The organism is Pantoea sp. C2G6 (assembly GCF_051336815.1).
In the GTDB taxonomy this organism is placed as follows: Bacteria; Pseudomonadota; Gammaproteobacteria; order Enterobacterales; family Enterobacteriaceae; genus Pantoea.
In genome coordinates this window covers 1-20549 of record NZ_JBGMNJ010000023.1, presented here as the reverse complement: position 1 = coordinate 20549, position 20549 = coordinate 1, and the positions used below count along the sequence as shown (strand labels likewise).

Annotated in this window: 21 protein-coding genes; 13 read left to right on the top strand and 8 right to left on the bottom strand. The window is 56.9% G+C overall.

Going from position 1 to position 20549, the window contains the following annotated elements:
* Nucleotides 1-146 precede the first annotated feature (146 nt).
* Nucleotides 147-1136, bottom strand: a complete 990-nt coding sequence (gene mgrA, locus ACCW71_RS19925) for an L-glyceraldehyde 3-phosphate reductase (protein ID WP_436374334.1) — start codon at nucleotides 1134-1136, stop codon at nucleotides 147-149.
* A 220-nt stretch (nucleotides 1137-1356) separates the two neighbouring features.
* Here mgrA and ipdC point away from each other — a divergent pair, with 220 nt between their 5' ends.
* Together ipdC and glk are read left to right on the top strand one after the other, a co-directional pair.
* Entirely contained in the window at nucleotides 1357-3012 is a 1656-nt protein-coding gene (gene ipdC / locus ACCW71_RS19920; protein WP_436374332.1) for an indolepyruvate decarboxylase, read from the top strand.
* Nucleotides 3013-3172: 160 nt separating this feature from the next.
* A complete protein-coding gene (gene glk / locus ACCW71_RS19915) occupies nucleotides 3173-4138 on the top strand; it encodes a glucokinase (protein ID WP_436374330.1) in 966 nt (321 codons plus the stop codon).
* Nucleotides 4139-4230: 92 nt separating this feature from the next.
* On the opposite strand, the gene ACCW71_RS19910 is transcribed toward glk, so the two are convergent.
* Nucleotides 4231-4959, bottom strand: a complete 729-nt coding sequence (locus tag ACCW71_RS19910) for a LytR/AlgR family response regulator transcription factor (RefSeq protein WP_436374328.1) — start codon at nucleotides 4957-4959, stop codon at nucleotides 4231-4233.
* Complete coding sequence (locus ACCW71_RS19905; protein WP_436374352.1) at nucleotides 4956-6626, bottom strand: LytS/YhcK type 5TM receptor domain-containing protein; 1671 nt, start codon at nucleotides 6624-6626, stop codon at nucleotides 4956-4958. The genes ACCW71_RS19910 and ACCW71_RS19905 overlap by 4 nt, the downstream gene beginning before the upstream one ends.
* A 267-nt stretch (nucleotides 6627-6893) precedes the next feature.
* On the opposite strand from ACCW71_RS19905, the gene ACCW71_RS19900 reads away from it, so the two are divergent.
* A complete protein-coding gene (locus ACCW71_RS19900) occupies nucleotides 6894-7418 on the top strand; it encodes a GNAT family N-acetyltransferase (protein WP_436374326.1) in 525 nt (174 codons plus the stop codon).
* Nucleotides 7419-7533: 115 nt separating this feature from the next.
* Nucleotides 7534-8769 carry an alanine transaminase gene (gene alaC / locus ACCW71_RS19895; protein ID WP_436374324.1) on the top strand — a complete coding sequence of 412 codons (1236 nt, stop codon included), beginning with the start codon at nucleotides 7534-7536 and terminating at the stop codon, nucleotides 8767-8769.
* A 51-nt stretch (nucleotides 8770-8820) separates the two neighbouring features.
* On the opposite strand, the gene ypdK is transcribed toward alaC, so the two are convergent.
* The 3 genes from ypdK to ACCW71_RS19880 all read right to left on the bottom strand — a co-directional run bounded on the left by ypdK (nucleotide 8821) and on the right by ACCW71_RS19880 (nucleotide 11727).
* The gene (ypdK, locus tag ACCW71_RS19890; protein WP_436374350.1) at nucleotides 8821-8895 is read right to left on the bottom strand and encodes a membrane protein YpdK; all 75 of its coding nucleotides are present in this window, start codon (nucleotides 8893-8895) and stop codon (nucleotides 8821-8823) included.
* A 202-nt stretch (nucleotides 8896-9097) separates the two neighbouring features.
* Nucleotides 9098-10126: an HlyD family secretion protein gene (locus ACCW71_RS19885; protein WP_436374323.1), complete on the bottom strand. Its 1029-nt coding sequence runs from the start codon at nucleotides 10124-10126 to the stop codon at nucleotides 9098-9100.
* A 2-nt stretch (nucleotides 10127-10128) separates the two neighbouring features.
* Nucleotides 10129-11727, bottom strand: coding sequence for an MFS transporter (locus ACCW71_RS19880; protein ID WP_436374321.1), 1599 nt, complete (start codon nucleotides 11725-11727; stop codon nucleotides 10129-10131).
* Nucleotides 11728-11876: 149 nt separating this feature from the next.
* Between ACCW71_RS19880 and ACCW71_RS19875 the strand changes: the two genes are divergently transcribed.
* The 4 genes from ACCW71_RS19875 (at nucleotide 11877) to ACCW71_RS19860 (ending at nucleotide 14483) form a co-directional block, all read left to right on the top strand.
* Nucleotides 11877-12662, top strand: a complete 786-nt coding sequence (locus tag ACCW71_RS19875; RefSeq protein WP_436374319.1) for an IclR family transcriptional regulator — start codon at nucleotides 11877-11879, stop codon at nucleotides 12660-12662.
* 7 nt (nucleotides 12663-12669) lie between these two features.
* The gene (locus ACCW71_RS19870) at nucleotides 12670-13122 is read left to right on the top strand and encodes a universal stress protein (protein ID WP_436374317.1); all 453 of its coding nucleotides are present in this window, start codon (nucleotides 12670-12672) and stop codon (nucleotides 13120-13122) included.
* 9 nt (nucleotides 13123-13131) lie between these two features.
* Entirely contained in the window at nucleotides 13132-13938 is an 807-nt protein-coding gene (locus tag ACCW71_RS19865; protein WP_436374315.1) for a hypothetical protein, read from the top strand.
* Between the two features lie 263 nt (nucleotides 13939-14201).
* Nucleotides 14202-14483, top strand: coding sequence for a lipoprotein (locus ACCW71_RS19860; protein WP_436374314.1), 282 nt, complete (start codon nucleotides 14202-14204; stop codon nucleotides 14481-14483).
* 77 nt (nucleotides 14484-14560) lie between these two features.
* Here ACCW71_RS19860 and ACCW71_RS19855 read toward each other — a convergent pair whose 3' ends face one another.
* Nucleotides 14561-14722, bottom strand: coding sequence for a hypothetical protein (locus tag ACCW71_RS19855; RefSeq protein WP_436374312.1), 162 nt, complete (start codon nucleotides 14720-14722; stop codon nucleotides 14561-14563).
* Between the two features lie 263 nt (nucleotides 14723-14985).
* On the opposite strand from ACCW71_RS19855, the gene ACCW71_RS19850 reads away from it, so the two are divergent.
* Nucleotides 14986-15861, top strand: coding sequence for an SMP-30/gluconolactonase/LRE family protein (locus ACCW71_RS19850; RefSeq protein WP_436374310.1), 876 nt, complete (start codon nucleotides 14986-14988; stop codon nucleotides 15859-15861).
* A gap of 33 nt (nucleotides 15862-15894) precedes the next feature.
* Here the strand turns inward: ACCW71_RS19850 and ACCW71_RS19845 are convergent, their stop codons facing one another.
* A complete protein-coding gene (locus tag ACCW71_RS19845) occupies nucleotides 15895-17115 on the bottom strand; it encodes an L-lactate MFS transporter (protein WP_436374309.1) in 1221 nt (406 codons plus the stop codon).
* Nucleotides 17116-17382: 267 nt separating this feature from the next.
* Between ACCW71_RS19845 and ACCW71_RS19840 the strand changes: the two genes are divergently transcribed.
* The 4 genes from ACCW71_RS19840 to ACCW71_RS19825 form a co-directional block, all read left to right on the top strand.
* The gene (locus tag ACCW71_RS19840; protein WP_436374307.1) at nucleotides 17383-17616 is read left to right on the top strand and encodes a hypothetical protein; all 234 of its coding nucleotides are present in this window, start codon (nucleotides 17383-17385) and stop codon (nucleotides 17614-17616) included.
* A 732-nt stretch (nucleotides 17617-18348) separates the two neighbouring features.
* Nucleotides 18349-19599 carry a VasL domain-containing protein gene (locus tag ACCW71_RS19835; protein ID WP_436374305.1) on the top strand — a complete coding sequence of 417 codons (1251 nt, stop codon included), beginning with the start codon at nucleotides 18349-18351 and terminating at the stop codon, nucleotides 19597-19599.
* A 219-nt stretch (nucleotides 19600-19818) separates the two neighbouring features.
* Nucleotides 19819-20031, top strand: a complete 213-nt coding sequence (locus ACCW71_RS19830; RefSeq protein ID WP_436374303.1) for a hypothetical protein — start codon at nucleotides 19819-19821, stop codon at nucleotides 20029-20031.
* 228 nt (nucleotides 20032-20259) lie between these two features.
* Nucleotides 20260-20549 (top strand): type VI secretion system contractile sheath small subunit (locus tag ACCW71_RS19825; RefSeq protein ID WP_436374348.1); only part of this gene is annotated, 290 nt, incomplete at its 3' end.

The following is a 20549-nucleotide window of genomic DNA, read 5'->3' as shown; positions in this document are numbered from 1 at the left end:
CGCTGTTGCGGCGCAGCGATCGTGCCTGCGTATTGCTGTTGTTTCCGCCTTATTGTGTCGGAAAATTGTGAGGAAATTGGGGAGAAAATGGGGATTGAGACTATTCTGGCGCAGAGAAGGCCCGGCCTGCGCCGGGCGGACAGGGATTACTTCAGGGCGGACTCAATCGCGGCTAATTCAGCCTCGCTGAACTCACGGCGGGCGAGCATCGCCACCGCGTCATCAATCTGCGCGGTTTTACTGGCACCAATCAATACCGAAGTGACACGCGCATCGCGCAGTACCCACGCCAGCGCCATCTGCGCCAGTTTCTGCTCGCGCTGCTGCGCAATACCATTCAGTTTACGGACTCTCTCCATCTTCTCCGGGGTCAGCTGACTCTCACTCAGGAATTTGCTGCCGCTGGCCGCGCGGGAATCGTCCGGGATGCCCTGTAGATAGCGGTCGGTAAGGACGCCGCCCGCCAGCGGTGAAAAGGCGATACAGCCGACGCCTGCCTCACCCAGCGTCTGGAGCAAGCCCTGCTCCGGGGTGCGTTCAAACATCGAATAGCGCGGCTGGTGGATCAGACAAGGTGTGCCGAGATCGCGCAGAATCGCTATCGCCTCGGCGGCCAGATCGGCCGGGTAGTTTGACAGCGCTGCATACAACGCTTTGCCCTGGCGCACCAGATGATCCAGCGCCCGCATCGTCTCCTCCAGCGGGGTCTCAGGGTCGGGGCGGTGGTGATAGAAAATATCCACATACTCCAGCCCCATTCGCTTCAGGCTCTGATCCAGGCTGGCGACCAGATACTTACGCGAGCCCCAATCCCCATAAGGCCCGTCCCACATGGTATAGCCCGCTTTGGTGGAGATAATCAGCTCGTCACGATGGGCACGAAAATCTTCCCGCAGGATACGGCCAAAATTCGCTTCCGCTGAGCCGGGCGGGGGACCGTAGTTATTGGCTAAATCAAAATGGGTGATGCCAAGGTCAAATGCGTGACGCAGCAGTTCACGGCTGTTATCTACCCGGGTTGCGTCTCCAAAGTTATGCCAGAGACCCAGTGAAATAGCGGGCAGTTTAATGCCGCTGCGGCCACTGCGGCGATATTCCATCTGTTGATAGCGGTCGGGACGGGGAAAAGAGAACATTCAGCGCTCCTGGTGGAAAAAAGGGGATATATGCCAAAAGTCACTGAGTGTATACGGTTACACTCAGTGACAGTGCGCTCCGGTTCGCACTTTTACAGAATATTCCGCCACCGTAACGCCGGCTTGCCAGGCTTTGCGGCTGACAAAACCCCCGCGCGTTCTCGCAAATTTTACCGGCTGTCAGATACTTAACCCGACTCTTCCCTGAAAGGAATGCGCGATGTCTACATTTACCGTGGGTGACTACCTGCTGGCGCGTCTGCATGAGATTGGCGTAAACCATCTGTTTGGCGTGCCGGGCGACTACAATCTGCAATTTCTCGACCGGGTGATCGCTCATCCGGTGATTGGCTGGGTGGGCTGTGCGAATGAACTCAACGCCGCCTATGCGGCGGATGGGTACGCGCGCTGCAACGGGGCTGGCGCGCTGCTCACCACCTTCGGGGTCGGCGAACTCAGCGCCATTAACGGCATTGCCGGCAGTTATGCGGAGTATCTGCCGGTGATCCATATCGTTGGCGCGCCAGCCACGCAGGCGCAGCAGCAGGGCGATTGTGTGCACCATTCGCTGGGTGACGGCGACTTTCACCACTTTATCCGCATGGCGGAGGAAGTCTGTGCCGCGACCGCACAGCTGACCGCCGACAACGCCTGCGCGGAGATCGACCGGGTAATCACCAGCGCGCTACAGGCGCGTCGTCCCGGTTATCTTTCGCTGGCGGTGGATGTGGCGGCAGCGGCGGCTGAACCGCCCGCCCAGCCACTCAGCATCGCTCAGCGTTCTTCCACTGCCGTGCGCAAGGCGTTCAGCGCGGCGGCGGAACGGTTGCTGGCACCGGCACAGCGGGTGTCGCTGCTGGCCGACTTTCTTGCGCTGCGCTGGCAGCAGCAGTCCGCGCTGGCGGCGCTGCGGGCGCACGGCGCCATTCCCTGCGCCTCGCTGCTGATGGGCAAAGGCGTGCTGGATGAGCAGCAGCCCGGCTATGTCGGCACCTATGCGGCGGAGGCCAGTGCGGGTCAGGTACGGGAACAGATTGAGCAGGCCGAAGTGGCGATCTGCGTCGGGGTGCGATTTACCGACACCATCACGGCGGGCTTCACTCAGCAGTTTGTCACCGAGCGGCTGATCGATCTGCAACCGCACAGCGCCAGCGTCGGAGGGGAAACCTTTGCACCTTTAACTATGGCGGAGGCGATCAGCGAGCTGCAACCACTGTTTGAGCGCTATGGCCCGCAGTGGCAGCCCGCGATATCACCACCACCGGCGGCCCAGCCCGCAGAACCGGCAGCTATTATCAGCCAGCACGCCTTCTGGCAGGCGATGCAGGATTTCCTGCAACCGGGCGATATTATTCTGGCCGAGCAGGGCACCGCCGCCTTTGGCGCAGCGGCCCTGCGTTTACCCTCACAGGCGCAGCTGGTGGTGCAGCCGTTGTGGGGATCGATCGGCTATACTCTTCCGGCAGCCTTTGGTGCGCAAACCGCCGCGCCAGACCGTCGGGTCATCCTGATCATTGGCGACGGTTCTGCCCAGCTGACGATTCAGGAGCTGGGCTCGATGCTGCGTGACCAGCAGCAGCTGATTATTTTTCTGCTGAATAATGAAGGTTATACCGTCGAACGCGCGATTCATGGTGCCACACAGCGCTACAATGATATTGCCCAGTGGAACTGGACAGCGCTGCCACAGGCCCTGAGTCTGCAAGGCCAGGCGCAGAGCTGGCGCATCAGTGAAACGGTGCAGTTGCAGGAGGTGATGGCGCGGCTCGCGCGGCCGCAGTGGCTCTCGCTGGTAGAGGTGGTGATGCAGAAAGAGGATCTGCCGCCGCTGCTGCGAAAAGTCACCGCCTGCCTGAATCAACGCAACGGCGGATAAGATTCAGATAGTTGCCGCTGTGCACATTGCGCTATCGCGGTTAGGCTGTAGCGCAACTGAGTAAGACGCTCACCAATCGCACCGGTGAGCGTTGTTGTTTTATCGGCAGGATTTTATAGTGTCCTCCAACTCTTAAGACCCCAAGCGGAGCAACAGAAGAATGACAATCTATGCCTTGGTCGGCGATGTCGGCGGCACTAACGCACGTCTCGCCCTGTGTGAGGTGGAAAGCGGTAGCATCTCCCAGGCCAAAACATTCTCAACATCAGAGTACGACAGCCTCGAAGCCGTCATCCGCCACTATCTTGATGAACAACAGCAGGATGTTAAAGATGGCTGTATTGCCATCGCCTGTCCGATTACCGAAGACTGGGTTGAAATGACCAACCATGACTGGGCATTTTCCACGCGCCAGCTCAAAGAGAACATCGGTTTTGAACACCTGGAAATCATTAACGACTTCACCGCCGTCTCGATGGCGATCCCGATGCTCACCGCCGACAACGTGATTCAGTTTGGCGGTGGCGAGCCGGTTAAAGATAAGCCGGTGGCGATTTACGGCGCCGGAACCGGTCTGGGCGTCAGCCATCTGGTGCATGTGGATAAGCGCTGGGTCAGTCTGCCGGGCGAGGGCGGTCACGTTGATTTCGCCGCCAACAGCGAAGAAGAAGATCAGATTCTGGAAGTGCTGCGTGAAGAGCTGGGTCATGTGTCAGCCGAGCGCGTCCTGTCGGGTGCCGGTCTGGTGAACCTCTATCGGGCGATTGTTAAAGTTGACAATCGCGTGCCGGAGAACCTGAAACCCAAGGATGTCAGTCAGCGTGCGCTGGATGACAGCTGCACCGACTGCCGTCGCGCGCTGGCGCTGTTTTGCGTCATCATGGGCCGTTTTGGCGGCAATCTGGCGCTCAATCTCGGCACCTTTGGCGGCGTCTACATCGCGGGTGGTATTGTGCCACGCTTCCTGGAGTTCTTTAAGGCGTCGGGTTTCCGTGCCGCCTTTGAAGATAAAGGCCGCTTCCGTGACTACGTCTCCCGTATCCCGGTCTATATGATCACCCATGACCAGCCCGGTCTGCTAGGTGCCGGCGCGCACCTGCGCCAGACGCTGGGGCGCGAAATCTAATCCTGCCTCACATCGCGCGCTGTCACGCCGCGCGCGATGCCTCTTCCCGGCCCGCTCCTGTCGACCCGCTTTTTATCCCCTGTTTGCTGGCGCTACAGCCGCATCAGCTGACGAAACATCTTCACTTTACTGCGGCTGACCGGCACCTGAAATTCCAGATCGCGCAGCTTCAGCAGGTAGGTGTTGTTAAACCACGGCTCAATTTCGCGGATCTTGCTGAGGCTGACGCAGTAAGAGCGATGACAGCGGAAAAACTGCTGCTCCGGCAGACGTGAGCAGAATTCGGTGATGGTCATCGACATCACATAGGCCTCGCGGCGGGTATAGACGAACGTCAGTTTCTCATGGGCTTCAACGTAATAAATATCATTGACGTCGGTCACGATGATGCGCTCATCTTTAATCAGATTCACCGTCTGCGGCGCTGGGACGGCAGGCAGCTGGCTTACCGCCTGCTGCGCCTGCGCCGTGGCTTCGAGCTTGTTCAGCATGGTGACAATCCGCGACTCCTGATAGGGCTTGAGAATGTAATCAAACGCCTCCAGTTCAAACGCCTCGACCGCATGCTCTTTCCACGCGGTAATAAAAACAATCAGCGGCTTATGGGCAAACTGATGGATATTCTGTGCCAGCAGCATGCCATCCAGTGAAGGGATATTGATGTCGAGAAAAATCACATCGACCCGATGCTGTTGCAGATACTTCAGCACGTCGAGGCCGTCATCAAAGCAGGCCTCAATCTGGATGTTGCTGTGCTGCTGAATCATCCAGCTCAGCTCCTGCTGCGCCAGAAATTCGTCTTCGACAATAATGGCTTTCATAACAGATTCCCCGCCAGCCGTTGGCCGTTTTTACTCAGCGTAAAGGCGATCTCGGTGCCCGGCTGATGACGCCTGATGCACAACCCCTGGCCCGACAGCAGCTTGACCCGATGATGAACATTGATTAGCCCAATTTTATTGCCCGGCATCTCACTGCGCGCCACCCGCTCCATCACCTCCTCACTGATCCCCTGGCCGGTATCACGCACCGAGATCCGCACCCGATCGCCCAGATCCCGCACGCTGAGCGTCACCACCCCTTTGCCTTTGCAGGGCTGGATGCCGTGCACAATGGCGTTTTCCACCAGCGGCTGGATCAGCAGGCTCGGCAGCAGAAAGTGCAGATCTTCATCGACGTCATAGATCATCGTCAGCTTGTCGCCAAAGCGCGCCTGCTCAATGGCGATGTAATCTTTCACCTGCCACAGCTCCTGACGGATGTCGATCAGCTCGTCATCATTGCGCTCCAGGTTGTAGCGCAGGTAGCGCGACAGGTTGATCACCAGCTGTCGGGCGGTATCGGGATTGAGCCGGATAGAGGAGGAGATGGCGTTCAGGGCGTTAAACAGGAAATGGGGATTTATTTTACTTTGCAGCGCGCGCAGTTCCGCTTTATTGGCCATCTCGCGCAGCTGTTCGGCACGGGAGACCTCAAGCTGGGTGGAGATAATCTGCGACAGGCCAATCGCCATCTCTTTCAGCGAGCCGGTAATGCGGTGCGCCCGGCAGTAGTAGATTTTCAGCGTGCCGGTGACTTTGCCTTTCTCCCACAGCGGGATCACGATCATCGAATGAATATCTTTGGTGCGATGAGCTTCATCGTTGTTCTTGATAATGATTTTACCGCTGGCGATCGCCTGGGCGGTGGTGGGGCTGATGCCATCGTCGCCGGAGTGATAATTCTCCTCACCGTGACCGACGTAGGCCAGAATCTGCTTTTTATCGGTCATCGCCACCGCATCGGCTTTGATCTCCCGCCGGATAATGTCACAGATGTTACGCAGCGAGTCGCTGTTGACGTGGCGAAACAGCGGCAGGGTTTTATTGGCGATCTCCAGCGCCAGCTTCGCCTGGCGAGCCGCAATCGCCTCTTTTTCTCCTTCCACGCTCTGCACCAGCAGCACGATCAGGCCGATGCTGGAGGCGCCGAGGATCATCGGCAGAGCAATTTCTGACACAATCGCCACCCCAAGCGAAGTGGGGCGCGCCCAGAGGATAATCAGCAGCATCGTCAGGCTCTCGCACAGCATGCCGCCAACAATACCCGCGCGCCAGCGATGCTCTTTCAGCACCCGATGGTGAATGCCGCCTGCGACAAAACCGGCAATGATGCTGGTAATCAGGCAGGGCACCGAGGTGACGCCATGAATATCGATCAAAAAGCGGTGCAGGCCCGCAATCACGCCGGTTGCGATACCGACCCACGGCCCAAACAGAATGCCGCCCGCCATCACCGCGATTACCCGCACATTCAGCAGCGATCCGTCAACATTCACCCCCGACCAGGTACTGAACAGCGCGAAGAGTGAAAAGATGGCGGTCACCGCAATCTTTTCGGCGCGGGTGTGTTCATCTTTTTGCAGCAGTTGGCGAAACGGGCGGGTACGTGTCAGGAAAAACAGACAGATCAGCATCAGCGCGGCGCGATCAAAGACTGCCATTAACATCGTGAAGTGAGAGAACACAGGCGACTCATCGGCAAAGGAAAGTGTGGCTATGATAAAAAATGTGATCGTCCACCGCCAGCGCTCCGCTCAGTCAGCCCGGCTGTTTATGTCACAGATCAATTTTAACGCCGCACAGAGTAAAAGAGGAAAAGTTGAGTGAAATAAAGGGGAACGGTTTTCACCTTGTCAGGGCTGGTCGCCAGGATGGCGTTTTGCTATGTTGCGCAAAAGCGGTATCCCCGCCAACGATCCCGTCAGGAGCCGTCAATGCAACTCGTCACCGCCCGCTTAACCCTGCGTAAATTGCAGCCTGAAGACTGGCAGCTGTTTCGTGCCGTCCATGAAGATCGCGACACCATGGCCTGGGTGAGCGAAATTCCCGATGAGGCGGATATTCGTCAGCGTTTTAATGAGCGTCTGGCACCCTGGCAGCCGGCCAGTTTTCACATGCTCTGTCTGGTGGCGCGGCTGCGCGATAGCGGTGAACCGATTGGGCTGTTTGGCTGTAGCCCGGAATGGGAACCCCATCGCCAGGCCGAGGTGGGCTATATGCTGCTGCACCGCTATTGCGGTCAGGGATTGGGCAGCGAAGCACTGGCGGCGCTGTGTCAGTTTCTGTTTGAAGCGGATTTCCACAAACTCACCGCACTGGTGGTGGAGGGCAACGTGCCGTCACGCCGCATTCTGGAGAAAAACGGTTTCATACTGGAGGGCACATTACGGGATAATTATCTGCTGAAGGGGCGCTGGGTGAACGACTGGCTGCTGGGACGGCTGAATTCGCAACAATAAAAATATTTTCTGCCTCTCGACAAAATCGATCCCGCCACGTTATGTTCATAACGGGTCACCGCAGTGACCCGCGTCGCTCGGACGGTCCGGGCGCTTACGTAATCCAGAGGACATCATGGCTGATAACAGCACACCCCGTCGTTTTTCGCGTATCGAACGTCTCCCGCCCTACGTTTTCAATATCACCGCTGAGCTGAAAATGGAAGCGCGCCGCCGCGGCGAAGATATTATCGACTTTTCCATGGGCAACCCCGATGGTGCCACCCCGCCGCATATCGTGGAGAAGCTGTGTCAGGTCGCCCAGCGTGAAGATACGCACGGCTACTCAACCTCACGCGGTATTCCGCGTCTGCGCCGGGCGATCTCGCGCTGGTACGCCGAGCGCTATCAGGTGGAGATCGATCCTGAATCTGAAGCTATCGTCACCATCGGTTCCAAAGAGGGGCTGGCGCACCTGATGCTGGCGACGCTGGATCACGGCGATACCGTGCTGGTGCCGAACCCCAGCTACCCGATCCACATTTACGGCGCGGTGATCGCCGGCGCTCAGGTCCGCTCGGTGCCGCTGGTGGCGGGCGTGGACTTCTTCAACGAGCTGGAACGCGCCATCCGCGAAAGTTATCCCAAGCCGAAAATGATGATCCTCGGCTTCCCCTCCAATCCTACCGCGCAGTGCGTGGAGCTCGACTTCTTCGAGCGGGTGATTGCGCTGGCGAAGCAGTACAACGTGCTGGTGGTGCATGACCTGGCCTATGCCGATATTGTTTATGACGGCTGGAAAGCGCCTTCCATTATGCAGGTGCCAAGCGCGCGTGATGTCGCCGTAGAGTTTTTTACCCTGTCAAAAAGCTACAACATGGCGGGCTGGCGCATCGGCTTTATGGTGGGTAACAAAGAGCTGGTCGCCGCGCTGGCACGGATCAAAAGCTACCATGACTATGGCACCTTTACCCCGCTACAGGTCGCGGCGATTGCGGCGCTGGAAGGGGATCAGCAGTGCGTGCGCGACATCGCCGAGCAGTATAAACGTCGTCGTGACGTGCTGGTCAAGGGGCTGCACGAAGCGGGCTGGATGGTGGATAACCCGAAAGCCTCGATGTACGTCTGGGCAAAAATCCCGGACCACTACGCTCATCTCGGATCGCTGGAGTTTGCCAAACATATGTTGCAGGAAGCGAAGGTCTGCGTCTCGCCGGGCATTGGCTTCGGTGACTACGGTGATACGCATGTACGCTTTGCGCTGATTGAAAACAGCGATCGTATCCGGCAGGCGGTGCGGGGAATTAAAGCGATGTTCCGTGCCGACGGCGTATTGCCGGGCAGCATGAAAACGCTGGACGATGAGATCTGACAGCCAGCAGGGGCGACGGCGACGTCGCCCCCTGGCGGCACTGTCACGCCATTACTTCAGCAGCAGAACGAACGTTCCTAACCAAAGTAATGCAAAGAAAGAAATTCCCATCAAGGCATATTTCACAAAACAACTCCTCTGAGCGGTTACGATGATGGCGATCCCAGGCCAGTGCAACGCGAACAGATAGGGGAAAAAGGTTGCCAGTCAGATGCAGGGTTTGCTTTTTCCCGGGTCGAACTGAATAACTCAGAACAGGATCGGACGCTAATTTACGCGCAATCCCGCCCAAATGAAATAGGTCCGTTCTGAGATACTGCTCACAATTTTACCGCACCTCAATTTCGGGGATCGCCGACATGCCGACACGCAATTGCGCCAGATGGTGTTGGTCGCTATCCAGCACAATTTTCACCGGCAGACGCTGAACAATTTTAGTGTAGTTGCCTGTGGCGTTATCGGGAGAAATCGCGGAAAACGTCGCGCCGGTCGCCGGGGCAATGCTATCCACATGGCCGGTAAAAATCGTACCGGGCAGGGCGTCGACGCGGATGCGCACCCGCTGTCCCGGCCGCACATCACTTAACTGCGTTTCAAGATAGTTGGCGGTGATGTAGGTCTGCTGAAGCGGGACCACCGCCAGCAGACGGGTTCCGGCCGAAACGTAGGCGCCGGTGCGAACCGCACGCTGACCCACCATGCCATCTACCGGCGCGACAATGCGCGTGTAGGAGAGATTCAGCCTGGCCTGGTCAACACTGGCCTGCGCCGCGGCCACATCCGCCTCCGCCGAACGCACCGCCGCCTGGAGTACGCCCACCTGTTTTTGCGCCGAAGCCAGCGTGGCCTGGCTCTGACGCACCGCCGCCTGGGCTGAGCGCTGGTTAGCGCTGGCTTTCTGCTGCTCGTCGGCAGCCACGGTGCCGCTTTTATAGAGGCGGTTGTAGCGGTCGGCGCTCTGACCGGCATACTGCGCGCTGGCCTGACTGGCCGCCACGCTGGCTCTTTGCTGATCGATCACCGACTGCTGCTGCTCCAGTTGCGCCCGACTGCTCAGCAGTTTCGCCTGGCTCACCTGCAAGTCAGCCTCGGCGCTCTCCAGCGCAACCCGATAGTCACGATCGTCCAGCGTCGCCAGCAGCTCGCCCGCTTTGACCTGCTGGTTATCCTGGACCTCTACGTTGCTGATATAACCCGACACCTTCGGGGCGACCAGGGTGTAATCCGCGTTGACATAAGCGTCGTTGGTGCGGTGATCGTTGCCGCTCATCAGTGACCAGATGGCAAAGGCGGTTGCCAGTAAAATCAATAGCAACAGACTCAGCAGCAGGGTTCTTTTCATTTCAAAAGCACGCATATTCAGTTATTCCGGGAAGAGTTTTGAAGCAATGTCTGAGGCGGCCAGACCCGTTTGGGCAGGATGGCGGTCAGCAGTAGCAGGCAGGCACCAAAGCCGGTCAGCATCAGCCAGCTATCGCTCAGGCTCAGCACCGTGGCCTGATGCCTGACCAGCGTGGCGAATCCACTTAAATTAGCGCTGGAACTGATGGTGCCATCCTGCAACAGCGGCAGGCTGCTGCTGGCATGATCCGCGCCAGAGGCGGTCATCAGCCAGCCGCGGCTCGCCGCCTGATTAATCAGGATACTGGAGTGAAACTGTTCCCGATGGGAGAGGAAAACCTCCACCAGCGTGGAGGCGGCGATGCTGGAAAAACCGCGTACCGTATTAAACATCGCCGAAGCAAACGGACCTTCCGGGGGCGCGACGACGCTGGTGGCGCTCATCAGGATCGGCAGAATCACCATCGGCTGGCCGAACGCCTGGAGGATCTGCAACAGCCAGAAATTCTGTCGCGCCCAGTCACTGGTGATCTGCGTTCCCAGCAGGCATGAGAGGATCAGCAGGCTGACGCCCGCCGTCAGCATCCAGCGGCAGTCGATCCAGCGGATATTCAGCAACGCCGCGAGCAGCGGGGCGATCAGCAGCTGCGGCAGTCCCACCGTCAGCGCCAGCGGGGCGAATTGCAGGGTGCGAAAGCCACTCACCTGTGCGAAATAGGCGGAAGGCAGCGCGGAGCCTGAAAGCCCGAGGATCAGCACGCAGGCCAGCCCCAGCAGGCCATGCGCCAGATTGGGGCGGCGGAGCATCTGCAACTTAAACAGCGGCAGCGGGTGAAACCACTCATTGATCAGGAAAACCAGCAGCAGCGGCAGCGCGGTCAGCAACATACCGGCAATCAGCGGCGAGTTCAGCCAGTCCAGCCGTTCACCCTGGGTCAGCACCAGAATCAGCAGCGCAATGGCGCTGCACCCGGTCAGCATGCCAAACAGATCGATCTGCCTGAAGCGTTCAGGGCGCAGCGGGTCCTGCGGCAATCCCCGGCTGATCAGCAGCATCGCGACCAGCATGGCGGGCACCACCTGCCAGAACACCATCATCCAGCTGACGTGATCGGTCCATAGCGAGGCCAGCGAGGCGGCCATATTCGGGCCAAAGGTGGCGGTCAGTGCATATCCGGCCAGGCCAAACAGTTTAAACGGCGGCGGCAGAAAGCGCAGGGCGACCGTCATCAGCATCGGCGGCAACGCGCCGCCAAACAGCCCCTGAAGCACGCGCAGGGCGATAAACAGCGTCGGGCTGGTGATCAGCGGCAGCAGCAGTGCGGTCAGCACAAACCCCGCCGAGACGCCAAGCGTAAAGCGCCGCAGCGACAGGGTAACGGCAAACCAGGGGGCGATCATCATGGCGGCCACTTCTGCCGCCTGATAGCCGGAAACAATCCAGCTACCCTGATCGTAACTGATGCCGATAGCGGCCCGGATGTCGGCCAGCGCAATATCACTGACGCGATCGTTCAGCCCGGAGGTCAGCGCGGCAATCAGCACGCCGACTAAGCCCAGGGCCAGACGCAGCGTAAAAGGGTGGGGTGCCGGCGCGGGGGCTGGCGTGGCATTCATAGCAGGCGATCTCGTTATTATGATGCAGTGTATTGCGATGTGATACAGGGGCTAATATTACATTCCGGTATACTGTATTGCAATGTGGTACAGGCTGTAAAAAGTGCAGCGTTCGCGCTACAGTAAGGCAGCTCAAACAGGACGACGCTATGGCACAACACCCATCCAGCCGCGAGGATGAAAAAACCGGCGGTATTCAGGTCATCGCTCGCGCGGCGAAAATCCTCAATGCACTTGGCGAACAGCCGGGGGGAATGAGCCTGGGCGAAATCGCGCAGGCGGTTGGACTACCACGCTCCACGGTGCAGCGCATTGTCGCCGCCCTCGACAGCGCCGAGCTGGTGCGCAGCAGCGGGGCCGGTGGTCTGCGGCTGGGGCCTGCCCTGTTAAAACTGATCTCCAGCGTGCACACCGATGTGGTGGATCTGGTCAGGCCGCTGCTGGAAAAACTCTCCTCCGACACCAATGAAACCGTTTCTTTAGCGCGCGCCAGCGGCACGCAACTGGCGATTATTCATCATGTCGTGGCCGCGCGTGAGCTTCGGGTGGTGCCGCATATGGGGCTCAACCTGCCGCTCTACAGCACCTCCGGGGGCCGGGCGCTGCTGGCGCTGGAGTGTGACAACGATGTGCGGGTCATGGTCGGGGATGCCTGGCCGGAGTTAACCGACATGACGGTAAAAACCCTGCCGCAGCTGTTGCAACTGATCAGGGAAGTGCGCGAAACCGGTATCGCCGTCGATCGCGGTGAAACGCTGGAGGGGATCTCTACGATGGCGTTTGCGCTCGATACGCTGTTTGGTCGCTTTTCTGTCTCTTTGCTGGTGCCTTCCGCACGTTTTCTGCGACACGAAGCGCGGTTTCGTGACGAGATGCTGAAGTGCAAAGAGGCGCTGATACGTGAAATCGGCAAAGTCGCCGCGATAGAAGGATAAGCATTGGATGAAAACCCTGCTGATGGCTGTTGACCACTCTCCGGTCACTGAAAAAGTGGTCGCTCTGACTATTGAAGAAGCGCTGGCCCATCGCGCCGAGGTGGTGGTGCTGTGCTGTGTCGATCCCGCCTACTCCGCCTGCAACCAACCCATGGAAATTGATGCCGGGGAAGATCCGGGCGATTTTGTGGCCGCGCAGGATGAGCAGAACACCGCGGAAATGGTGGTGCGTCACGCGCTGGCACCGTTGCTGCGGGCTGGCATCAATGCGCGTGGCATGATAGTGGCGGGCGAAGCGGCCGACACCATTGTGGCGCAGTCGCAGCAACTCAAGGCCAGCATGATTGTGATGGGACGCCGCCATCTCTCCTCTTTTAACCGGCTGTTAAAAGGCTCGGTCAGCGCGTCGGTGATTGAGCGCGCTCAATGCCCGGTGCTGATTGATGTGCGCAAGGATTAAATCCGCACTATGAGTGCTCTGCTTTTTATTACGCTGGCCGCCTTTGGGCTGCTGGCGCTGATCGTTATTGTGCTGATTAAAACCACCCGGCTGCGTCTGTGGCAGGGGCTGATCATCTTTCTGCTGCCACTGATACTGGCTAACCTGCTCTGGTTCAGCTGGGTAGCACCGCATCAGTTACAGGCCACTCAGCGTGAGCAGGCGGTGAATCAGCTGGCGCAGATGCCGGGTTACCGGGTGCTGCAAAATCAGGAACCAGCGTTATGGCTGCTGCTGACTCAGGATCTGACCCGCCGGATTCGTGCGGGGGAGCCAGCTGAGCAGGCGGCAGGCGAACTGCGCGGCACGATGATTGAGGTGATTAATCAGCGGCTGATGCGGGGAACCGACGCGGCGGTGGTCAACTACATCGGCGTTTCAGTTGAGGAGATGCAGGCGCTCAACCGGCTCGATCCCGGCCTCTGTTTCCGTTACCTCTATCCGCAGGTCAGTGGCGGCGTTAATTTGCTGACCACGCTGCCGTCGTCGCTTAACCGCAAAGAGATGGAGGCGATGGAGCAGCTGCTGCTTAACAGTCCGCCACCCGATCAGCCGCTGGACAAGGCGCTGGCGCAAGATGATTTACAGCAGATTGTGGCGCAGCTCTATCAGCGCTGGGGTGACAAGCTACAGCAGCTGAATCTGCCGGCCGACACCGCGGTCGATCGCTCCTCTCTGTGCGCGATGTCGATCGATCTCTACAGCGCCATCCTGGCACTCCCTGACAAGCGCGCGGCTAACCTATTGCGTAGGATGATCGCGTTTTCTGGCCAGTAACCGCCGGCAGAGGGAAGACGAAAAATGCCCGCTAAGCGCGGGCATAAAAGTCGGAATAGATATCTGTTTTTGGCATTTCCTGGTGTGGTGCAGTCTTCGTTGTCTCTGACTGCATCCTGTCATGCCTGATGCGATAGTGATAGCCGTTTAATCGTATTAAATTAATCGGTAAAAGCTTATAGTTGCAGCGTTTTTCGCGTATTAATCCTATGGATGCGCGTTGTACTGCGTCATACACTGCGCGGTAGTATGAGGATAAATAAATGAAAAAACTAATTACCGGCGCACTGGCGCTGTTACTGCTGAGCGGATGTACCGCCAGCAAACCCGGGGCATTTGAGCGTGTTGATGAAGATCCCAGCTCAAATACCGTCCAGTACCGATTTGATCCGGTAAAGGTCAATCGTGACGCGATGGAAATTGATCTGGCGAATTACTGTAGCAGTAAAGGATTTGATAAGGTGGAAGCGCTGCCGACGCAGGAGAGTCATATTCCTGGTCTCAGCAAAGCCTGGTTCCAGTGTAATTATGCGGTGAAAAGCTGAATATAAAACGGGCGGGATAATTATCCCGCCCTTTAAATTTCTATCTTTTATTTTATGCTGTGTGACATCTTTGCCCGTTAGCGGCGATGATAACCGCCATGATACCCATCGTGATAGCCTCCATGATACCCGCCGCCACCGCCGTGGTGCCAGCCATAGTCGTGTCGCGGGCTGATAATACAACCGCTTAATAGCGTTATCAGCCCCACTACCGAAGCGACTCTGATTAAACTTTTCATCGGAAGTTCTCCTCTTTTCCAATAGCTACGACACTACGCCGGGAAAGTGGAGTGAAGATGCAGGCTTTGTAGAGTTATTTAAGAAAATATAACAGGATATTTCAGAATAAGAAAATCAGCGATGCAGAGAGATATTTAAATAAGAATGAGCTGAATAAGGCGCATTCTAAGCGAGAATCATCTTAAAAACAAAGCCAAAATAATTCTCATTTAAAAAAATTTAACGCTACATTATTAACAGGTCTGTTCAACGGGAGAGAAACATGACGCATAAGGTAAGAAATGTTCTGGCTTTGCAGGCTGAGCTTGGCGAATGCCCGCTCTGGTCCACCGAAGAGCAAGTGCTGTGGTGCGTCGATATACTGGCGCCGGCTATTCATCGCTTTGATCCGGTCAGCGGTGAGCTGCGCACTTTTCCGCAGACAGAAGAGGTGGGATGTATCGGTCTGCGTGAACAGGGCGGACTGATAGCCGCCTTGCGGGGCGGCGTCTGGCTGCTGGATGCGCAGGGTAAGCCAGAGAAAAAGGTGGCGGATAATCCTGGCGTGGCCGAATCCAGTCGCTTCAACGATGGCCGCGTCGATCCCTGGGGGAATTTCTGGTGCGGCAGTTTGTGGGAGCCGCAGGACAAAAACGGTGGCCTGTTATGCCGCGTGACGCCTGAACTGACGCTGGAAGTGAAAGCGCGTGATATTAAAATTTCCAATGGGCTGGCCTTCTCTCCCGATCGACGCTGGATGTATCACAGCGACACGCCGAATGAAGCTCTCTACCGCTATCCGTTAGACGAGCGCGGCGAACCGGGAGAGCGGGCGCTGTTCCGTCGCTTTGACGCCAGTGGCGGTTTACCGGATGGGGCGGCGGTCGATAGTGAAGGATTTTACTGGTCAGCCCAGTTTGATGGCGGAAGGGTGGTGCGTATCGACCCGCAGAGCAGCGAAATCGTTGATGAGATCCTGTTGCCGGTGAAGTGGCCAACCATGGTGGCGTTTGGCGGCGCTGACCTTAAAACTCTGTTTATCACCAGTTCGCGCGAAGATCGTACCGAAGAAGAACTGGCTCGCTATCCCGAATCCGGCGATATTTTCGCGGTTGAGGTGGCGGTAGCGGGTATTGCCGAGCCGCGTTTCCGCGGCTGAAGAGCAGCAGGGCCGCAGTCGCGGCCCTGCCAGTCAGTGACGCTGCAACACCGGCCGGGCCGTCACCGGGCCATGCGGTAAACGGATGGTCAGGGAGAGGAACAGGGAGATCACCAGCAGGGTCATGATCAGACTGAAGGTAACGGTAAAGCCACCAAACAGTGAGGCGGCCAGAGAACCCAGCACGCTGCCGATACCGAAGCCGAGATAGAGCAGGCCATAATTCTTTGTCAGATTATTGAGACCGAAAAAGTCGCTGACCAGTGACGGGAAGACAGTAATGGTCCCGCCAAAGCTGAACGCCACACAGGCCAGTGAGAGGAAGAAGGTGGTTTCGTTCATATGGGTAAACAGCAGCACGCTCATCCCGATCAGTGAGACGATCTGTGCCAGCGAAATGACCCTGATGCGCGCCATCCGATCAGAGAGCACACCCAGTACCAGACGACCGCTCAGGTTAGCAATCGCGATGACTGTGACCGCATTGGCGGCAATCTGCGTGCTCAGATGCACCAGCCCTTCGCCAATATCCTTAGCCACCCCAATCACATAGAGGCCGCTCATGCAGGCGGTCAGAAACATCAGAGCCAGCATCCAGTACTGAGGCAGACGTACCGACTGCGCCAGGGTGTAATCGCGGTTATGCTGCTGACGTACGCTGGCAGCGCTTTGCAGCGGCGCGTCATGCATCAGCAGCGCCCCGACCACGATCATCGCCATCGCCAGCACACCCCACAGAATAAAGGTCTGTTCCAGACCGACCGAGGAGAGCAGCGCACCGCAGATAAATTTGAATCCGAGGCTGCCGAGGCCGTAAGCGCCAATCGCGCAGGCAGAGATCATCCCCTTGCGTTCAGGAAACCACTTCACGCAGTTTGACAGCGTCATCAGATACCCCGCGCCATCCGCCAGGCCGACCAGCAGACCCGCGCTGAAGTAGAGCATCATCAGGTTACTGGCGTGAGCGGTCAGCCAGAATCCCAGCGCCATCAGCACGCCCGCGCCGATGGTGACGCAACGCACGCCAAAACGTTCCTGTAACTTCCCGGCCAGCGAGGAGGCGATAGCCAGGCCCAGGCTCAGCAGGCCAAACGAGAAGGCGACCTGACTGACTGGCGCATCCAGCTTCTGTGACAGCTGGCCATTAAACAAACTCCAGGTATAGACTGACCCCAGCGCAAACTGGGTGATGACGGTTCCGATCAATGTGAGCCAGCGGGTACGCTGATAACCAACCTGTTGCGTCTGATTCATGATTATTCTCTCCCCGTTCGGGAATCTGGAAACTGGCGTCAGCATAGGGCAGCGCTACACGCGCGGGAGTCACAACGGCATGAACCGAATGGATCAGGGAATGAAATGCCATTCAGAGGGTATGAACAGCATGGCGGCAGAAGTAACCAAAGCGGCAGCTTAATGAGTAAGCGTAATTAGCCGTAAGATAATGTTTCAGGCAGCACTATAAGTGAGCAGGTTTGCAGATTTTTTGCCAGGCTGAAGGTTCACTTAACAGGAGGAAATATGAAAGACCGGACATATGAATCCATCACCAGTGAAGAAGAGGTTTGCTGCATCATCGGTCAGGCAGTGATTGAACTCAGTACAGAGCAGCAGCCTGTCACTAAATCGACGCTGGCATTGAAGCTGCTGTCGATGGCCGATCGCGATAGTGACGATGAGCGTGTACTGCTCTACTGGATTGCACGCAAAGCGATCAATCAACCACAGAAACTCGTTCAGCAACAGCGGGCGTAACGCCCTGCGACAGGGGCTAAAACCTGCCTCTGCACCCGATGATTATACGGCGACGGCTTGCCGGCCAGCGGGCGAACTTCACGACACTGCCCGCTAAAAATCATGACAAGGCCAGGGATGGCGCTGGCAGGCTTATCTCTTCCCCGGTGCGCTGAAAGTCTCCGCACCCTCTGCTGCGATAAAATCTTCTCCTCTTTTCCCGCTGATAAAAAACAAACTTCCGGTCAGATAGGGTTCAGCCTCTGAAAAACCCTGTTTCTGCCTGGGGATGGTTACCCTTTCTGGTCTGAACAGGGAGCGTGAAGGGCGGGTTACATTCTGGATGTCATGCAGCGGAGCCGTTCTCCTTATCGTGCTTAAGAAATTTCTTATCATTCAGCCGGGTGGCAGGTAAGTTGCCCTGACAGGCTGCTGTTACTTTTAGTTACATATTATCGGTTCCTTTGGTTGCTTCACTGTTTCTAAACTCGCGCTATAGGGTTTATCTGAAAGTTTACGATAATACCCTCCGCACCGTGTCATGCCGCCAGTGAAGGGAATCTCCTCGCTTCTGACCCCGGTTCTGTTCTGCATCGGATTTTGCACTACGGGACGATCATCCAGCTGCGTAAGCTCCTCTTCATATCTCCATCGGCAGTGGCGGTTTCTGGTAATTGCGAGAACAGGGAGAGTCATGTCAAACGTCCGTCAGTCCGAACGCCCCATCCATTCAGGCACAGGAAACGCTCTGTGATGAATACCGCTAACTCATTGAAAACCGGTGGCGACCCGCGTGCGCTGCCCGATTATGCTGCTCTGCGCGATGAACTGGCGAAACTTTCGCATCCGGCGCGACCGGATGTGGACTGGCTGCGCATTGAGCAACTCAGCCTGTCTCTGTTTCAGCAGAACGGCGTTGAGTTACAGACCCTCTCCTGGTATACGCTGGCACGAGCCCGGCTTGGCGGGATGGCGGGGCTTAACGAGGGGCTGGTGCTGCTGGAGACGCTGCTGATCTATCACTGGGCGACAATGTGGCCGCGGCCGGTTCATGCCCGAATGGAGATTCTGGCCGGACTCAGCCAGCGTCTGCAATCGCTGCTGCGCACCCTGACGCTCGACTACCCGCAGTTGCCGCTGATCTATCAGGCTGAACAGCACCTGAATAGGATCCATCATCATCTTCAGCGGCTGGAGCTGAAAAACGCCAGTCAGCTCGGTGAGCTCATCACTTTTATGCATAACACGGCCACCCGGCTGGAGAAGAGTGAAACTGGTCACAGCGATTACCCTGAGCCCATCGAGCCCGTAACGGCCGTCGCCGCGGAGTTACCAGAAACGGCCACCTCGCCGGAGCCGGTTGCCACGGCGGAAAAAGCGCCTGCTGTGGTGCATGAAGTGCCTGAGGTTGTCTCCCCGCCGCCTGAAGCTAAGGCCAGGCGACCCTGGCGGGCTTTCGTCGCTGGTATGCTGACCATGTTACTGGCGGGCGCAGCGGCGACGGTCTGCTGGCAGAAAATCTCTCCGGCACCGCTCAGTCCGGTGCCGGTGAACGCTGATGAGTCAGCTCTGACGGCGCTTGCACAGCTTTCGCCGCTGTGGCGGCAGGAGTATGGTTTCACGCTGGCTGCCAGGGCCGCGCCAGGCGAATCAGCGAAACTGAAAGCGCAGTGGCAGCGCTACCTCAGCGAAAACGCGCTGCCGGCGGAATCCCTGTCCGGCTGGCATCAGGGGATGGAGGGTTTACAGGAGCTGACCCGGCGTCTGAACGCGCTTGATGAGCGTAAGGGCAAATATCTGACCGGTTCGGAACTGAAATCGATGGTGTTTACCATAACGCAGAACTTCAGCCGTAACGTTCCGGTTGAGGAGCAGCTTTATCAACTGGGCCAGACCGGCAACAGGACGTCAGGCTCGGCAGCAAAGCTGATGCAGACAGACATGCAGTTTGACCAGTTGCTGAACCGTTATGCGCTGATAAAACAGCAGGCAGAGCAGCAGTAGCAGTCTGCTGCTCATCCCAATCCCCCGCCCGACTTATCGGTGAAACAGCGCTGTGCTGTCAGGGCGGGGGGAGGGCTGGCCTGCTGACGCCAGAGCAGAACGCCACATATGCTCGAAAAATGCCCGTCGCAATAAAACTTCTCGCATACTGCATTAATTCTTCCAGTCCATTTTTATAATTCTTCACTATATAAAAGTAACCGCTCGCAGGAGCTCTGTGTGGCTATCTATTCCTTGCCAGCAGAAAGGGATGTTAGATCAACCAATAAAAAGCGGCAGTTTCAGCGTATGCATTCTATTAGCGGCATTGTGTATGCGTTCTTTTTTTTTGGTTATCCTGAAAAATCCTTTTTTGATGAGCTATGTGTTTTTAAAAGTTTAAATGTTGATTTAAATCAATATCGGTTGTCTATTTTAATAAAGCGCCATTAATTATAATTACGGCGATATAAATGTTTGTTTTACGCATCAGAAATGATTTATTTTCCTGATGTTGTAGTGCTTTTCACTGTTCTTTTTTTAGCGTAAAAACCTTAAGAAGATTCCTATTGCAGAACAAAGATCGGCATGATTGATCTTGAGTCGATCATTATTCTATTATCGCGTGTAAAGAACCCTGGTGTGAACAACAGGCATAGCGATAAAGCGAGGGATAATGAGATGGCTGACAGTTTCCAGAATGAAGTGCCCAAGGCACGTATTAATCTTAAACTTGACCTGCATACAGGGGGGGCGAGCAAGAAAACCGAACTTCCCCTGAAATTACTGGTTGCAGGCGATTTCAGTAATGGTCAGGCGTCAGATTCAATATCAGAGCGCGACAAAGTTAATGTGAATAAAATTAATTTTGATGCAGTCCTTTCCGAATATTCTCCGAAAGTTAATCTCAGCGTTAAAAATACCCTTGCCGGTGATGGCAGCGAAGAGAATATCAGCCTGGTGTTCCGCGA

Bases quoted from the DNA above. Each gene is read 5' to 3' on its own strand.
- alaC (WP_436374324.1), top strand. From the start codon at position 7,534: ATGGCTGATAACAGCACACCCCGTCGTTTTTCGCGTATCGAACGTCTC.
- ACCW71_RS19910 (WP_436374328.1), bottom strand. From the start codon at position 4,959: ATGAAAGCCATTATTGTCGAAGACGAATTTCTGGCGCAGCAGGAGCTG.
- glk (WP_436374330.1), top strand. From the start codon at position 3,173: ATGACAATCTATGCCTTGGTCGGCGATGTCGGCGGCACTAACGCACGT.
- ACCW71_RS19885 (WP_436374323.1), bottom strand. From the start codon at position 10,126: ATGCGTGCTTTTGAAATGAAAAGAACCCTGCTGCTGAGTCTGTTGCTA.
- mgrA (WP_436374334.1), bottom strand. From the start codon at position 1,136: ATGTTCTCTTTTCCCCGTCCCGACCGCTATCAACAGATGGAATATCGC.
- ACCW71_RS19870 (WP_436374317.1), top strand. From the start codon at position 12,670: ATGAAAACCCTGCTGATGGCTGTTGACCACTCTCCGGTCACTGAAAAA.
- ACCW71_RS19860 (WP_436374314.1), top strand. From the start codon at position 14,202: ATGAAAAAACTAATTACCGGCGCACTGGCGCTGTTACTGCTGAGCGGA.
- ACCW71_RS19850 (WP_436374310.1), top strand. From the start codon at position 14,986: ATGACGCATAAGGTAAGAAATGTTCTGGCTTTGCAGGCTGAGCTTGGC.
- ACCW71_RS19855 (WP_436374312.1), bottom strand. From the start codon at position 14,722: ATGAAAAGTTTAATCAGAGTCGCTTCGGTAGTGGGGCTGATAACGCTA.
- ACCW71_RS19840 (WP_436374307.1), top strand. From the start codon at position 17,383: ATGAAAGACCGGACATATGAATCCATCACCAGTGAAGAAGAGGTTTGC.
- ACCW71_RS19905 (WP_436374352.1), bottom strand. From the start codon at position 6,626: ATGTTAATGGCAGTCTTTGATCGCGCCGCGCTGATGCTGATCTGTCTG.
- ACCW71_RS19900 (WP_436374326.1), top strand. From the start codon at position 6,894: ATGCAACTCGTCACCGCCCGCTTAACCCTGCGTAAATTGCAGCCTGAA.
- ACCW71_RS19845 (WP_436374309.1), bottom strand. From the start codon at position 17,115: ATGAATCAGACGCAACAGGTTGGTTATCAGCGTACCCGCTGGCTCACA.
- ACCW71_RS19875 (WP_436374319.1), top strand. From the start codon at position 11,877: ATGGCACAACACCCATCCAGCCGCGAGGATGAAAAAACCGGCGGTATT.
- ipdC (WP_436374332.1), top strand. From the start codon at position 1,357: ATGTCTACATTTACCGTGGGTGACTACCTGCTGGCGCGTCTGCATGAG.
- ACCW71_RS19880 (WP_436374321.1), bottom strand. From the start codon at position 11,727: ATGAATGCCACGCCAGCCCCCGCGCCGGCACCCCACCCTTTTACGCTG.
- ACCW71_RS19865 (WP_436374315.1), top strand. From the start codon at position 13,132: ATGAGTGCTCTGCTTTTTATTACGCTGGCCGCCTTTGGGCTGCTGGCG.
- ACCW71_RS19835 (WP_436374305.1), top strand. From the start codon at position 18,349: ATGAATACCGCTAACTCATTGAAAACCGGTGGCGACCCGCGTGCGCTG.